This is a genomic window from Pseudomonas sp. NPDC090208 (assembly GCF_044746785.1).
Taxonomy (GTDB): Bacteria; Pseudomonadota; Gammaproteobacteria; order Pseudomonadales; family Pseudomonadaceae; genus Aquipseudomonas.
In genome coordinates this window covers 137,913-151,291 of sequence record NZ_JBIVCU010000001.1, presented here as the reverse complement: position 1 = coordinate 151,291, position 13,379 = coordinate 137,913, and the positions used below count along the sequence as shown (strand labels likewise).

Annotated in this window: 12 protein-coding genes and 1 riboswitch; of the genes, 7 read left to right on the top strand and 5 right to left on the bottom strand. The window is 62.7% G+C overall.

The window, feature by feature from the left end; all coding sequences use genetic code 11:
* Positions 1-23: 23 nt before the first annotated feature.
* The 3 genes from ACIPL0_RS00675 to ACIPL0_RS00665 all read right to left on the bottom strand — a co-directional run bounded on the left by ACIPL0_RS00675 (position 24) and on the right by ACIPL0_RS00665 (position 2,402).
* Positions 24-833: an aldo/keto reductase gene (locus tag ACIPL0_RS00675; protein WP_400594865.1), complete on the bottom strand. Its 810-nt coding sequence runs from the start codon at positions 831-833 to the stop codon at positions 24-26.
* Complete coding sequence (locus ACIPL0_RS00670; protein WP_400594868.1) at positions 830-2,005, bottom strand: NAD(P)/FAD-dependent oxidoreductase; 1,176 nt, start codon at positions 2,003-2,005, stop codon at positions 830-832. The genes ACIPL0_RS00675 and ACIPL0_RS00670 overlap by 4 nt, the downstream gene beginning before the upstream one ends.
* 64 nt (positions 2,006-2,069) lie before the next feature.
* Entirely contained in the window at positions 2,070-2,402 is a 333-nt protein-coding gene (locus ACIPL0_RS00665) for a DMT family transporter (protein WP_400594871.1), read from the bottom strand.
* Positions 2,403-2,495: 93 nt separating this feature from the next.
* On the opposite strand from ACIPL0_RS00665, the gene ACIPL0_RS00660 reads away from it, so the two are divergent.
* Complete coding sequence (locus ACIPL0_RS00660) at positions 2,496-3,380, top strand: LysR family transcriptional regulator (RefSeq protein WP_400594874.1); 885 nt, start codon at positions 2,496-2,498, stop codon at positions 3,378-3,380.
* Between the two features lie 14 nt (positions 3,381-3,394).
* Positions 3,395-4,669, top strand: coding sequence for a lipid IV(A) 3-deoxy-D-manno-octulosonic acid transferase (gene waaA / locus ACIPL0_RS00655; protein ID WP_400594877.1), 1,275 nt, complete (start codon positions 3,395-3,397; stop codon positions 4,667-4,669).
* A gap of 155 nt (positions 4,670-4,824) precedes the next feature.
* Here waaA and ACIPL0_RS00650 read toward each other — a convergent pair whose 3' ends face one another.
* Complete coding sequence (locus ACIPL0_RS00650; RefSeq protein WP_400594880.1) at positions 4,825-6,264, bottom strand: TolC family outer membrane protein; 1,440 nt, start codon at positions 6,262-6,264, stop codon at positions 4,825-4,827.
* 165 nt (positions 6,265-6,429) lie between these two features.
* A riboswitch (TPP riboswitch) is annotated at positions 6,430-6,534 on the top strand.
* Between the two features lie 166 nt (positions 6,535-6,700).
* Here ACIPL0_RS00650 and thiC point away from each other — a divergent pair.
* The gene (thiC, locus tag ACIPL0_RS00645; RefSeq protein WP_400594883.1) at positions 6,701-8,587 is read left to right on the top strand and encodes a phosphomethylpyrimidine synthase ThiC; all 1,887 of its coding nucleotides are present in this window, start codon (positions 6,701-6,703) and stop codon (positions 8,585-8,587) included.
* Between the two features lie 154 nt (positions 8,588-8,741).
* Entirely contained in the window at positions 8,742-10,031 is a 1,290-nt protein-coding gene (gene cytX / locus ACIPL0_RS00640; RefSeq protein ID WP_400594886.1) for a putative hydroxymethylpyrimidine transporter CytX, read from the top strand.
* Here the strand turns inward: cytX and ACIPL0_RS00635 are convergent.
* Positions 10,000-10,746, bottom strand: coding sequence for an RsiV family protein (locus ACIPL0_RS00635; RefSeq protein WP_400594889.1), 747 nt, complete (start codon positions 10,744-10,746; stop codon positions 10,000-10,002). The two genes, cytX and ACIPL0_RS00635, sit on opposite strands and share 32 nt — an antisense overlap.
* A 222-nt stretch (positions 10,747-10,968) precedes the next feature.
* Between ACIPL0_RS00635 and ACIPL0_RS00630 the strand changes: the two genes are divergently transcribed.
* The 3 genes from ACIPL0_RS00630 to cpdA all read left to right on the top strand — a co-directional run bounded on the left by ACIPL0_RS00630 (position 10,969) and on the right by cpdA (position 13,276).
* Positions 10,969-11,586, top strand: a complete 618-nt coding sequence (locus ACIPL0_RS00630) for an NUDIX domain-containing protein (RefSeq protein WP_400594891.1) — start codon at positions 10,969-10,971, stop codon at positions 11,584-11,586.
* Entirely contained in the window at positions 11,577-12,029 is a 453-nt protein-coding gene (locus ACIPL0_RS00625; protein WP_400594893.1) for a DUF1249 domain-containing protein, read from the top strand. The genes ACIPL0_RS00630 and ACIPL0_RS00625 overlap by 10 nt, the downstream gene beginning before the upstream one ends.
* Before the next feature lie 437 nt (positions 12,030-12,466).
* Positions 12,467-13,276: a 3',5'-cyclic-AMP phosphodiesterase gene (cpdA, locus tag ACIPL0_RS00620; protein ID WP_400594895.1), complete on the top strand. Its 810-nt coding sequence runs from the start codon at positions 12,467-12,469 to the stop codon at positions 13,274-13,276.
* Positions 13,277-13,379 lie beyond the last annotated feature (103 nt).

Genomic DNA, 13,379 nt, shown 5'->3' with positions numbered 1-13,379 from the left:
TGCGTTGGGGTCGGCCGCCCGCGTCAGACGCGCTGACGGATCACGGCAGCGGCAGTGGCCACGTTGTGGGACAGATGCAGCGGATTGATCGTTCCGACGATCGCACCGGTCACGCCCGGATGAGCGAACAGCAGCTCGAAACTGGCCTGCACCGGATCGACGCCGGGGCTCAGGCAGACGTGGCCGCTGGCCAGCGCCTTTTTGATCAGAATGCCTTTGCCGTGGGAAGCAGCGTAGTCGAGGACCGGCTTTTCGCCCTGTTCGTTGAGGTTGTAGGTGACCATCGCGCAATCACCCTGCTCAAGCGCCAGCAGGCCACCCTCGACGGTCTTGCCGGAGAAACCGAAGCCGCGAATCTTGCCTTCGGCCTTGAGCTGCGCGAGGGTCTGGTACACCTCGCAGTCATTGAGCACATGCAGGTCGTTGCCGTCGGAATGTACCAGCACCAGGTCGATGAAATCGGTTTCCAGACGTTTCAGGCTGCGCTCCACCGACAGCCGCGTGTGGGCAGCGCTGAAGTCGTGGCTCGATTGACCGGCTTCGAATTCTTCGCCGACCTTGCTGACGATCACCCAGTCCTGACGCTGACCGCGCAGCAGCGGGCCGAGGCGTTCTTCGCTGCGGCCATAAGCCGGCGCGGTGTCGATCAGGTTGATGCCCAGATCCCGGGCCAGCTTGAGCAGCATCCGCGCTTCGTCATCGTCGGGGATGGTGAAGCCGTTGGGGTACTTCACGCCCTGGTCGCGGCCCAGCTTTACCGTGCCCAGACCAATCGGCGACACGTCGATACCCAGATTGCCCAGCGGGCGATGCAGATCGTGCAGCGTCTTCATGGCAGCAGCACGTCCCAGACAGGTTGCGCCAGCGGCGGACGCGGCAGGTCGGTGCGGGCCGGTTGCGGGATCGGGTGAATGTCGTCCCGCGACAGCGACGCCAGTACGCGGTCGGCAAAGTCCGGCGCCAGCGCCAGCTTGGTTGGCCAGCCGACCATCAGGCGGCCCTGCACATCGAGGAAAGCATTGTCCGGGCGCGTCAGGCCGCTCTGTTGCGGTTCGGCACGATCAACCCGCAATGTGGCGAACTGCGCCTGGCTGAGGTCGATCCAGGGCAGCAACTGGCCCAGTTCCTTTTTCGCCACGGCGATCTGCTCGGCCGGCTCGCGGGCAACCGCGTCACCTTCGGAAATGTCGCCGCCCAGATACCAGACCCACTGGCCGTCGGCCGCCGGGTGCGTGGTCACGGTGATCCGCGGTTTCGGTCCGCCACCCAGGCAGTGGGCGTACAGCGGTTTGAGCGCCGGGCCCTTGAGCATCACCATGTGCAGGGGGCGCCGCTGCATGGCTGGATGGCTGACATTCAGCGCCTTGAGCAGGTCGGCATTGCCGGCACCGGCGCTGAGCACGATGCGCTGGGCATGGATATCACGGCCGTCGACCCGCAGGCCGACCAGCTCGCCTTCGTGGTGCAGTGGCTCGATATGTTCGCCGGCCAGCAGGCTGTCACCGGCCAGTTCGGCCAGTTGCCCGATCAGGCTGGGCACGTCGATGACCAGTTCGGCAAGGCGGTAGACCTTGCCCTTGAAGCGCGGATCCTGCAGGGCTGGCGGCAGTTCGCTGCCCTTGACCTGATCGACGCGGCCACGCACGGCCTTGCTGGCGAAAAAGCTGGTGAGGTTGCCGGCAATTGTGCCCGGCGACCACAGGTAATGGGCTTCGGACAGCAGGCGCACGCCGGACAGGTTCAATTCGCCTTTGCCGGCCAATGCTTCGCGCCAGCGACGCGGCATGTCGGCGATGGCTTCCGAAGCACCGGACAACGCGCCGTGCAGTGCATATTTGGCGCCGCCGTGGATGATGCCCTGGGATTTGACGGTCTGCCCGCCGCCGAGGCTGGCGCTTTCCACCACGATCGTCGAAAAGCCTTGCCGGCGCAGGCGGGCGTTGAGCCAGAGACCGGCAACACCAGCGCCGACAATCAGTACGTCAGTGGAAATAGCGGAAGGCATGGGCACCCCTAAGTGGCGGAACGAATGCCGCCATTATAGGGGAACGCGCTTTTCAATGGCCGTCTTAATGTCCGGCGGTTTTCGAGAACAGCTGGATCACCACCACCCCGGCGACGATCATCGCCATGCCGGCGATGGCGGGCAGGTCGAGTTTCTGGCCGTAGATGATCAGCGCGGCAACGCTGACCATGACGATGCCCATCCCGGCCCACACCGCGTAGGCGACGCCCACCGGGATGCTGCGCACCACCAGCGTCAGCATCCAGAACGCCGTGGCATAGCCGACGATCACCAGCAGCAGGGGCAGGGGAGTGCTCAGGCCCTTCACGGCTTTCATGGACACGGTGGCGATGACTTCGGCGCAGATGGCGATAGCGAGCAGATAGTAGGCGGACATGACGGTTACTCCTTCTGAATGCTGGCGATTCTAGAGATTGTGCAGATGGGGTAAAGTCATTACCTATCTCAATGGCTGATAGGTTGTCGGAAGATGGAATGGAATCTGGAACAGATTCGCCTGTTTGTCAGCGTCGCCGAACAACGCTCGTTTTCGGCAGTGGCGCGCAGTTCGAAACGGGCGCAGTCGGCGGTCAGCAGCGCCATTGCCTCGCTCGAAGACGACCTCGGGGTCAGCCTGTTCGACCGCAGCAGCGGACGTCAGCCGCGCCTGACCGAGGCGGGCGCCGCGTTGCTGGAAGAGTCTCGGGAATTGTTGCGCCAGTGCGAGCGTCTCGACGGTCGCGCGCTGGCGCTGATGCGCGGGCAGGAGGCCCGGCTGCGGCTGGCCCACGATGAAGCCATGCCGTATCAACCGGTGCTGGACAGCCTGGAAGCGCTGGATGAGCGTTTCCCCAGCGTCGAAGTGCAACTGGCCAGCGGCGCACAGGGCGACGTGGCGCGCAAGCTGCTGGAGCGACGCGCTGACCTCGGCTTGTTGTTTCACCATGAGCAGATGCCCGAAGCGCTGGAGCGGCGGGTGCTGGGCAGCGTGGAAATGGTTACGGTGTGCGCGGTCGATCATCCGCTGGCGAGCGAGCCCCATGTGGCCCGTCAGCAACTGGCGCGGCACCGGCAATTGCTGATCGCGCCGCAGCAAAGTGGCTATCCCGGCGGCGAACAGTTGAGTCCGCAGGTCTGGCGCGCCGACAGTTTCTACGTCATGGCCGAGCTGTTGATGCGTGGTCTGGGCTGGGCCTGGCTGCCGCGCCACGTGGTGCAGTACCCGGCGTATCAGAACCAGATGATCGAGCTAAGCAGCGAGTGGACGCCGCCCGCGCTGGTGGTGGAAATGGTCTGGCGTCGCGACGAGCCGCTGGGGCCGGCCGCGCGCTGGCTGGCCGAATGTTTTACCCGTCATTTGAAGGCTATTGGCTGATAGACTCCGCGCCCATGAATAGAACTCTCTACTCCGTCCTGTTTCACCTCGGCCTGCCGCTGATCGCCCTGCGCCTGTGGCTGCGCGCGCGAAAAGCGCCGGCTTACGCCAAACGTGTCGGCGAACGTTTCGCCATGGGCCTGCCGCCGATGGAGCGTGGTGGCATCTGGGTCCATGCGGTTTCCGTGGGCGAAAGCATCGCTGCGGCGCCGATGATTCGCGCGTTGCTGCAACGTTATCCACAGCTGCCGATCACCATCACCTGCATGACCCCGACCGGCTCGGAGCGGATCCGCTCGCTGTTTGCCAGCGAACCGCGCATTCAGCACTGCTATCTGCCCTACGATTTTCCCTGGGCAGCGGGGCGCTTTCTCGATCATATCCAGCCGAAGATCGGCGTGATCATGGAAACCGAACTGTGGCCCAACCACATTCATCAATGTGCCAAACGAGGCATCCCGACGGTGCTGGCCAATGCCCGGCTGTCGGCGCGTTCGGCCCGTGGCTATGCCCGTTTTTCCGGTTTGACCCGTCCGATGCTGGCAGAGATGAGTCTGATCGCGGTGCAGACCGAAACCGAAGCGCAGCGCTTCCGTGACCTGGGCGCACGGCCTGAGCGCGTGAAGGTGACCGGTTCGATCAAGTTCGACCTGACCATCGACCCGCAGCTGCTGGTACGTGCCAGCGAGCAGCGAGATCAGTGGCAGACCCGCGGGCGCCCGGTATGGATCGCGGCCAGCACCCACGCCGGTGAGGATGAGGTGGTGCTGGCGGCCCACCGCAGCCTGCTACAAAGCCATCCCGACGCGCTGCTGATGCTGGTACCGCGCCATCCCGAGCGTTTCAACAGCGTGTTCGAGTTGAGCCGGCAGCAGGGTTTCGCCAGCGTTCGCCGTTCGACGGGAGAGGCGGCGACGGCGGACACCTCGGTGCTGGTCGGCGACACCATGGGCGAGCTGCTGTTTCTCTATGCGCTGGCCGACATCGCCTTTGTCGGCGGCAGTCTGGTGCCCAACGGCGGGCATAACCTGCTGGAGCCTGCAGCGCTGGACAAGCCGGTCTTGAGTGGCCCGCACCTGTTCAACTTCCTCGAAATCGCGGCGATGTTGCGCGAAGCCGGAGCGCTGGAGGAGGTGAGTGATGCTGCGGGGCTGGCAGCGACGGTGCAACGCCTGATCGACCAGCCACAGGCGGCGAAAAGCATGGCCGATGCCGGGTTGGCGGTGATGAAAGCCAATCAGGGTGCGTTGCAGAAGCTGCTCGACGGGATCGGTAGTTTGCTGCGCTGACGATCTGGCTCAATCACCTCGACTTGTGGGAGCCGGCTTGCTGGCGAATGCAATGGATCTGTGACGACGATGTCGGCTGGCAGACCGGTTCGCCAGCAAGCCGGCTCCTACGGAAATACGCGTTACCAGCCCCTACTACGCTATCAGTGGCCCACCTACCGTTCAGACGGCCGCTCGAAATTCTTCGCGGCTTCTTTCGCCAGGTCCGGCGGCAGGAAATCCTTGTCCGGGTTGTAGTCGGATTTGAGGTAGCGCGACAGATCCTGCAGATCCCCCGGGCTCAAGGTGCCCGCAGCCTGTTTCAAGCGCAGGTTGTCGAGGATGTAGTCATAGCGGGTGTTGTTGTAGTCGCGCACCGAGGCATACAACTGGCGCTGGGCATCGAGCACGTCGACGATGTTGCGGGTACCGACCTGATAGCCGATTTCCGTGGCTTCCAGCGCGCTCTGGTTGGAGATGATCGATTGCTTGCGCGCCTGCACCTGCTCGACATCGGTGTTCACCGCGCGGTGCAGGTTGCGGGTGTTTTCCACCACCTGACGGCGCAGGCCTTCGCGTTGTTGCTCGGTCTGACCAAGGCGGGCGTAGGCTTCACGCACCTGCGAGCTGGTCAGGCCGCCGCTGTAGATCGGGATGTTGACCTGCAGGCCGATGGTGCGCTGCTCGACGCTGCCGTGGAAATCCCGCCCGGTGTAATTCGGGTTGGTGAAGCCCAGCGGATCGTTATCGCCTTTTTCGTACTGAGCCACCGCGTCCACGGTCGGTGCGTGGCCGGCCTTGCGCTGGCGCAGGGTCTGTTCGGCGGCGCTGACCGCATAGTTGCTCGCCAGCAGATTGAGGTTCTGTTGCGAGGCGGTGTCGACCCAGGATTTTGCGTCGTTGGGCGACGGCGCCAGCACCGGCAGCGTGTGGACGATGCCTTCGATGGAGTTGTAATCGCGGTTGGTCAGGGTCACCAGCGCCTGAAAGGCGTCGTCGACCTGGCGCTTGGCGACGATCCGTGCCGCACGGGCGGTGTCGTAGCTGGCCTGGGCCTGGAGCACGTCGGTCTTGTCCGAGAGGCCGACGTCGAAACGTTCGTTGGCCTGATCGAGCTGGCGCTTGAACGCCGCTTCTTCGGCCTTGGTCGAGGCGAGGTTGTCCTGGGCGCGCAGCACCGAAAAATAATCCACAGCACTCTGCAAGATCAGGTTCTGCTCGGTGGCCGACAGTTGCAGCAGGGCCTGTTCGTTGACGTCCTTGGCTGCCTTGAGCTGGAACCAGCGGTCGGCGCGGAAGATCGGCTGGCTCAGGGTCGCGCGGTAGACAGTGCCGCTGCGATTGATCACCGCCGACGGCTCGTCGATCTTGGTGCGGGTGTTGTTGACGTCGGCACCGCCGGAAATGTTTGGCAGCAGCCCGGCGCGGGCCTGGGGCACGATTTCCTTTTGCGCGTCGTACTCGGCGCGGGCGGCGGCCAGATCGGCGTTGTTGTTCACCGCTTCCTGATAGACGCTGACCAGCCCGGTACGGGTCGGCAAGGGCATGTCCGCTGCCCAGACCGTCGCACCTGAAGCGCATGACACCGCGAGGGTCAGTGAAAGTTTGCGCAGCATAAACATTCCCTAGTAGTCGTGATCGCCAACGCGGCCCGAATGGCTCTGGCGCCGCGTAGCGAGTGTAGTTCCGCACGTTCGCGACAACAATCGGACATATCGGCCATTTAACGAGCGTTTGAATTCCGCGCTTGGCGTTTGCTGCGGATGGCGACTAGACTGGCGCCGTTCTTGTCGGGGTGCCTTGATGTGAGGCTGAGATCGGATAATCCGGATCCCGTTGAACCTGATCAGGTTAGCGCCTGCGTAGGGAACAAGATTTCTCGTCTCCCGGCGAGTCCTCTTGAGTGTCGTCCGGGGTCGTCTTTTGTTCAATTATTGAACAGTCTCCGGTTTTCGATTCTCGGCATCCGTCCATGGGTGCATCCGTCCGTTCGAATCAGGCTCACGCTCCGACAACGCATTCCGCCGCTGGATGATGTCTGGAGAGCCCGTGATGAGTACAACACTAAAAAACGCCAACCTGAGTGAATCCGCCCAGGTCGATTCGGGATCGGTGCAACCGTTCACCCGTTCGCAGAAGATCTACGTTCAGGGTTCGCGCCCGGACATCCGCGTGCCGATGCGCGAAATCAGCCTGGATGTGACGCCGACCGACTTCGGTGGCGAGATCAACGCCCCGGTTTGTGTGTACGACACCTCGGGCCCCTACACCGACCCCAACGTCATCATCGACGTGCGCAAAGGCCTGGCCGATGTGCGTTCGCCGTGGATCGAATCCCGTGGCGACACCGAGCGTCTGGCCGGTCTGAGTTCGGATTTCGGTCAGCAGCGCCTGGCCGATGCCGAGCTGACTCGCCTGCGCTTCGCCCATGTGCGCAACCCGCGTCGGGCCAAGGCCGGGGCCAACGTCAGCCAGATGCACTATGCGCGTCAGGGCATCATCACCGCCGAGATGGAATACGTCGCCATCCGCGAGAACATGAAGCTGCAGGAAGCCCGCGCCGCCGGCCTGCTCAAGCAGCAACACGCTGGACACAGCTTCGGCGCCAGCATTCCGAAAGAGATCACCCCCGAGTTCGTCCGCGAGGAAATCGCCCGTGGCCGCGCGATCATTCCGGCCAACATCAACCACGTCGAGCTGGAGCCGATGATCATCGGCCGCAACTTCCTGGTGAAGATCAACGGCAACATCGGCAACAGCGCGCTGGGTTCGTCCATCGAAGAAGAAGTGGCCAAGCTGACCTGGGGCATCCGCTGGGGTTCGGACACGGTCATGGACCTGTCCACCGGCAAGCACATCCATGAAACCCGCGAGTGGATTATTCGCAACTCGCCTGTACCGATCGGCACCGTGCCGATCTATCAGGCGCTGGAGAAGGTCGGCGGCGTTGCCGAGAACCTGACCTGGGAGCTGTTCCGCGACACCCTGATCGAACAGGCCGAGCAGGGCGTCGACTACTTCACCATCCACGCCGGCGTACTGCTGCGCTATGTGCCGCTGACCGCCAAGCGCGTCACCGGCATCGTCAGCCGTGGCGGTTCGATCATGGCCAAGTGGTGCCTGGCGCATCACAAGGAAAACTTCCTCTACACCCATTTCGAAGAAATCTGCGAAATCATGAAGGCCTACGACGTCAGCTTCTCGCTGGGCGACGGCCTGCGTCCGGGCTCGATTGCCGACGCCAACGACGAAGCGCAGTTCGGTGAGCTGGAAACCCTCGGCGAGCTGACCAAGATCGCCTGGAAACACGATGTGCAGTGCATGATCGAAGGCCCGGGTCACGTGCCGATGCAGTTGATCAAGGAGAACATGGACAAGCAGCTGGAATGCTGCGACGAAGCGCCGTTCTACACCCTTGGCCCACTGACCACCGACATTGCGCCGGGTTACGACCACATCACCTCGGGCATCGGTGCGGCGATGATCGGCTGGTTCGGCTGCGCCATGCTTTGCTACGTGACGCCGAAAGAGCACTTGGGCCTGCCGAACAAGGATGACGTCAAGACCGGCATCATCACCTACAAGATCGCCGCCCATGCGGCGGACCTTGCCAAGGGCCATCCGGGCGCGCAGATCCGTGACAACGCCCTGAGCAAGGCGCGCTTCGAATTCCGTTGGGAAGACCAGTTCAACCTCGGTCTTGACCCGGACACCGCGCGCTCGTTCCACGACGAAACCCTGCCGAAGGACTCGGCCAAGGTCGCGCATTTCTGCTCCATGTGCGGGCCGAAATTCTGCTCGATGAAGATCACCCAGGAAGTCCGCGAGTACGCGGCCAACCAAAAGATCGAGGCGGTGGATATCTCGGTGGCCGAAGGCATGCGCGAGCAGGCCGAGCGGTTCCGGCAGGAAGGCAGTCAGTTGTACAAAAAGGTCTGACACTGATGCGGTGTGTCACGAACACCGCGTCGACCCTATCGCGAGCAAGCTCACTCCTACAGGACCACGCGTTCCTGTAGGAGTGAGCTTGCTCGCGATAGCGATGGATCAAACACCACAAATCAATGCGTCATTGTTCATCCGAGACAACAACGTGAACACACCCGGTACCTACTCCCCCGACGTCCCCGTACCCGCCGACCGGCGTGTATTCGGCGGGCGCGATCTGTTTTCCCTGTGGTTTTCCCTCGGCATCGGCCTGATGGTCCTGCAGACCGGCGCCTTGCTCGCGCCGGGGCTGGGCCTGTCCGGCTCGATGCTGGCGATTTTTCTCGGCACCCTGGTCGGCGTCCTGCTGCTGGCGGCGGTCGGTGTCATCGGCAGTGACACCGGCCTGTCGTCCATGGCTGCACTCAAGCTCAGCCTGGGCAGTAAAGGTGCCGGTCTGCCGGCGGTGCTCAATCTGCTGCAACTGGTCGGCTGGGGCTCGTTCGAAATCATCGTCATGCGCGATGCCGCCACGCTACTGAGTGCAGGCGCCTTTTCCGAAAACAGCCTGTGGGCCAGCCCATTGCTGTGGACCCTGCTGTTCGGCGGGTTAGCGACACTGCTTGCGGTCAGTGGGCCGCTGACGTTCGTCCGCCAGATCCTGCGCAAGTGGGGCATCTGGTTGCTGTTGGCCGCCTGCGTCTGGCTGACCTGGAACCTGCTGGCCAAGGCTGATCTGCCCGCGCTGTGGGTTCGCGCCGGCGATGGTTCGATGCCGTTCGCCGTCGGTTTCGACATCGCCATCGCCATGCCGTTGTCGTGGCTGCCGCTGATCGCCGACTACTCACGCTTCGGCAAGCGCGCCACCGGCGTGTTCGGCGGCACGGTGCTGGGCTTCTTTATCGGCAATTTCTGGCTGATGAGCCTGGGCGTGGCCTACACCCTGGCGTTCGCGCCGAGCGGTGAAGCCAACGCGCTGTTGCTGGCGCTGGCCGGGGCGGGCATGGGCATTCCATTGCTGCTGATCCTGCTCGACGAGTCAGAAAACGCCTTTGCCGACATCCACTCGGCGGCGGTGTCCAGCGGCATTCTGCTGAAGGCCAAGGTCGAGCACCTGGCGCTGGCACTGGGCGTCATCTGCACCCTGATCGCCTGCTTCGCGCCGCTGGCGCAGTACCAGAACTTCCTGTTGCTGATCGGCTCGGTATTTGCGCCGTTGTTCGGCGTGGTGCTGGTCGATCACTTCGTCCTGCGCCGTCGCAGCCATGGCGGCACGGCGGTGGGGCTGCGCTGGATGAGCCTGCTGGCCTGGCTCGGCGGGATTTCCACCTATCACCTGCTGGCCAATCTGTATCCGGACGTGGGGGCAACACTGCCAGCGCTGATCGTCGCTGGCGTGCTGCAACTGGTGTTGGGTAAAGCGATCAGCTCCGACCGGGGAACAGTTCCGGTTTGATGATGCCGTTGAGCTGCGGATAAGGAATCTTCAGCTCGATATGGCCCATGGCGTACGGAGCGATGGTCACCACCGGGTATTTCAGGATCACCGCGCCGTAGGTCAGCGCCACGTTGGAGGTGCGCTTGAATGGCCAGGTCTTCTGGAACTCGGCGTCCTTGTCCAGCTTGGTGCTGACCAGCCAGGCCTGGTGCGCCAGCTGCGCCTTCTCCCAGAAGGCCGCTTCCTGACCCGGCACCAGCATGTCAGCCAGAGTCAGCACGCGTTGCTGCTGGCGCGAATAGTTGATGAAGGCACGACCGGGATTGCCGTGAGCGCCGCCGCTGTCCAGGTAACTGGACAGCTCGACCACCACGATTCCGTCATGCTGTTCGCGTACCTTGGCCTGTAGATAACTGGCGTTACGCGCCTGAGCGCGGGCCAGAAACTGCTCCTGGTAGTCCTTCAGGCTCGCCGGCACCGGGCCGTCGCTGTCGCTGCGGGTCAATTGCAGCAGGGTGCGCTGGACGATGGCGTCGAGTTTCGGCTCATCCGGAAAGTGCACGGTGTCGATGTTCACCAGCGGGCAATCATCGGTGGTGCAGCCGGGCTTGATCAGCTCGGACGCGTCGCGCTGAACGGTCAGCGGACTGCGAAAGTTGGGCTGGAACAGGCTTTGACAGGCGCCCAGTATCAGGGCCAGGCAGGCCATTGAAATGATCTTCAAAAACGACATGTTGATCCTTGGCGTTGGCAGACAAGGCCATCGCGTAAGCGCAATGGCAACGTGCTTCGACTACACGCGGCGCCATCAGTTCGCCGCTGGGCGGATTAGAGTGCGTTTCGCCCGCCGCCGTCCAGTCCGCCGGCTGGATTTGACGGACTTTAGGGGCTGCATCCGGCGTGACGGCACGTTAGGATGACGGCAAAGCAGCCACGCTTGCGCAGTGAGAACCTTATGACCGATACCACCCGTTCGACTCCGACCCGACACGAGATCATCCGGCGGGAAACCTGCTTCAAGGGTTTTTATCAACTCGACCGGCTGCACTTGCGTCACGAGCTGTTCAACGGTGGAATGGGCCCGGAAATCAGCCGCGAACTGTTCGTTCGCCACGACGCTGTCTGTGTACTGCCGTACGACGCCAAACGCGACGAAGTGGTGCTGATCGAGCAGTTCCGTGTCGGCGTCGTGGGCAAGCATGACAACCCGTGGCTGATCGAAATGGTTGCCGGGCTGATCGATAAAAAAGAACAGCCCGAGGAGGTTGCTCACCGCGAAGGAGAGGAGGAAGCTGGACTTGTCTTCAACGCGTTGTGGCCGATCACCAAGTACTTTCCTTCGCCCGGCGGCAGTAACGAATTCGTTCATCTGTACCTGGGCAAGTGCGACAGTGAGGGAGCAGGGGGGCTGCATGGTCTGGAGGAAGAGGCCGAAGACATCCGTGTGTCGGTCTGGTCGTTCGACGATGCCTTTCAGGCCGTGAAAGACGGACGTATCGTCAACGCGGCAACTATCATCGCAATACAGTGGCTGGCACTGAACCGTGCCGAAATCAGGGGGCTGTGGTCGTGAATCTTCTGCGCGAGCGCTATCGTGTCGACCTTGCCGGGCTGCAGGCAGCCTGCGAGGCCAACTACGCGCGCTTGATGCGTCTGTTACCTGACATGCGCAACGAACAACGTGCCCGCCGGGTGGCCGTCACCCAGGGCGATCAGATGCTGGGCGTGCTGGCGATCGAAGTCGTGCAGAACTGCCCGTACACCTCCACCCTGCTGGTCCGCCAGGAACACAGCCTGCCGTGGCTGCCGGTGCCGGTACTGGAAGTGCAGGTCTACCACGACGCCCGCATGGCCGAAGTCATCGGCGCCGAACACGCCCGACGCTTTCGCGGCATCTATCCGTATCCGAATGCCCACATGCATCAACCGGATGAAAAGGCCCAGCTCAACCTGTTTCTCGGGGAGTGGCTGAGTCATTGCCTGGCGTGCGGGCATGAGTTTGAGGTGGTGCGTTGAGCGTGCGACCTCTCGCTTTCATCTCGCAAACCAGACCTCCAATGGCGGTACGCACCGCATCTGCCCGAAGGGCGTAGGAGCTGGCTTGTCCTGCGACCGGCGACGAAGTCGTCGTAAAGCCTGCCCACGCGATCTATCTGAAACACCGCATTCACCGGGTTTACTGCCGCTTCGCGCCAGGTCGCGGGACAAGCCGCGCTCCTACGCCCTCCGGGCAGAATCAAAAGCGACACGCGGTGTTCTCGATTCCAGTATTGCGGCGTGAAAACAGGGGGGCACAAGCAGCGCGTGGCGGCTACGGCTGCTTGTGTTCTGCGTGAGGTGAGCCTCAACCCCGGGGCTATGTCGTGCAAATGAGAACTGCGGCCCTTTTGCGGGTTTGCCGTTGAAACAATCAACCACCATAATCCGGCCATATCTGCTCAAGGAGATGGCCTTTGCCGAGCGCATCCTTACCTTCGTCTTCCGTTCTGGTGGTGCAACTGTCCGACAGTCATCTGTTCGGCGAGGCGGACGGTCGTCTGCTGGGCATGACGACCCGTGACAGTCTGCATGCCGTAGTGGATCGGGTGCTGGACGAACAGCCGCTGATCGATCTGGTGCTGGCAACCGGTGACTTGTCTCAGGACGGTTCGGTGGAGTCGTATCAGGCGTTTCGCGAGGCGAGCGACCGGCTCGACGCGCCCAAGCGCTGGTTGCCGGGCAATCATGACGAGCTGCGTGAGATGGCGATTGCTGCGCAGCAGAGCGATTTTCTCGATGCGGTGACCGACGTCGGCAGCTGGCGTATCACCATGCTCGATTCGGCGGTGCCCGGTTCGGTGCCCGGCTATCTGGAAGACAAGCAGTTGCAGTTGTTGGCGCAGGCGTTGAGTGAGGCGCCGGAGCGGCATCATTTAGTCTGTCTTCACCATCACCCGGTGCCGATCGGTGCGGCGTGGATGGAACCCATCGGCCTGCGCAATCCCGAGGCGCTGTTTGCCGTGTTGGAGCGCTTTCCACAGGCCCGCGCCTTGCTCTGGGGGCATGTGCATCAGGCCTTCGATCAGACGCAAAACGGCCTGCGCCTGATGGCTTCGCCGTCAACCTGCATTCAGTTCGCGCCCGGTAGCGAAGACTTCAAACTCGATAATCTGGCGCCGGGTTATCGCTGGCTGCGTCTGCACGATGACGGCCAGATCGACACCGGTGTCTCGCGGATCGAGGCAGGGCGGTTCGAAGTCGACCTCAATGGCGACGGATATTGAAGGAAATTTCCTTAGTTGCTGCGCCATCGTTCACGACCACAAGTCTTATCGCCACGGTCGCTGTAGACTGCGTGGCTTTATCTCTGTGGGAGCCGGCTCTTGC

Bases quoted from the DNA above. Each gene is read 5' to 3' on its own strand.
- ACIPL0_RS00675 (WP_400594865.1), bottom strand. From the start codon at position 833: ATGAAGACGCTGCACGATCTGCATCGCCCGCTGGGCAATCTGGGTATC.
- ACIPL0_RS00670 (WP_400594868.1), bottom strand. From the start codon at position 2,005: ATGCCTTCCGCTATTTCCACTGACGTACTGATTGTCGGCGCTGGTGTT.
- ACIPL0_RS00665 (WP_400594871.1), bottom strand. From the start codon at position 2,402: ATGTCCGCCTACTATCTGCTCGCTATCGCCATCTGCGCCGAAGTCATC.
- ACIPL0_RS00660 (WP_400594874.1), top strand. From the start codon at position 2,496: ATGGAATGGAATCTGGAACAGATTCGCCTGTTTGTCAGCGTCGCCGAA.
- waaA (WP_400594877.1), top strand. From the start codon at position 3,395: ATGAATAGAACTCTCTACTCCGTCCTGTTTCACCTCGGCCTGCCGCTG.
- ACIPL0_RS00650 (WP_400594880.1), bottom strand. From the start codon at position 6,264: ATGCTGCGCAAACTTTCACTGACCCTCGCGGTGTCATGCGCTTCAGGT.
- thiC (WP_400594883.1), top strand. From the start codon at position 6,701: ATGAGTACAACACTAAAAAACGCCAACCTGAGTGAATCCGCCCAGGTC.
- ACIPL0_RS00635 (WP_400594889.1), bottom strand. From the start codon at position 10,746: ATGTCGTTTTTGAAGATCATTTCAATGGCCTGCCTGGCCCTGATACTG.
- ACIPL0_RS00630 (WP_400594891.1), top strand. From the start codon at position 10,969: ATGACCGATACCACCCGTTCGACTCCGACCCGACACGAGATCATCCGG.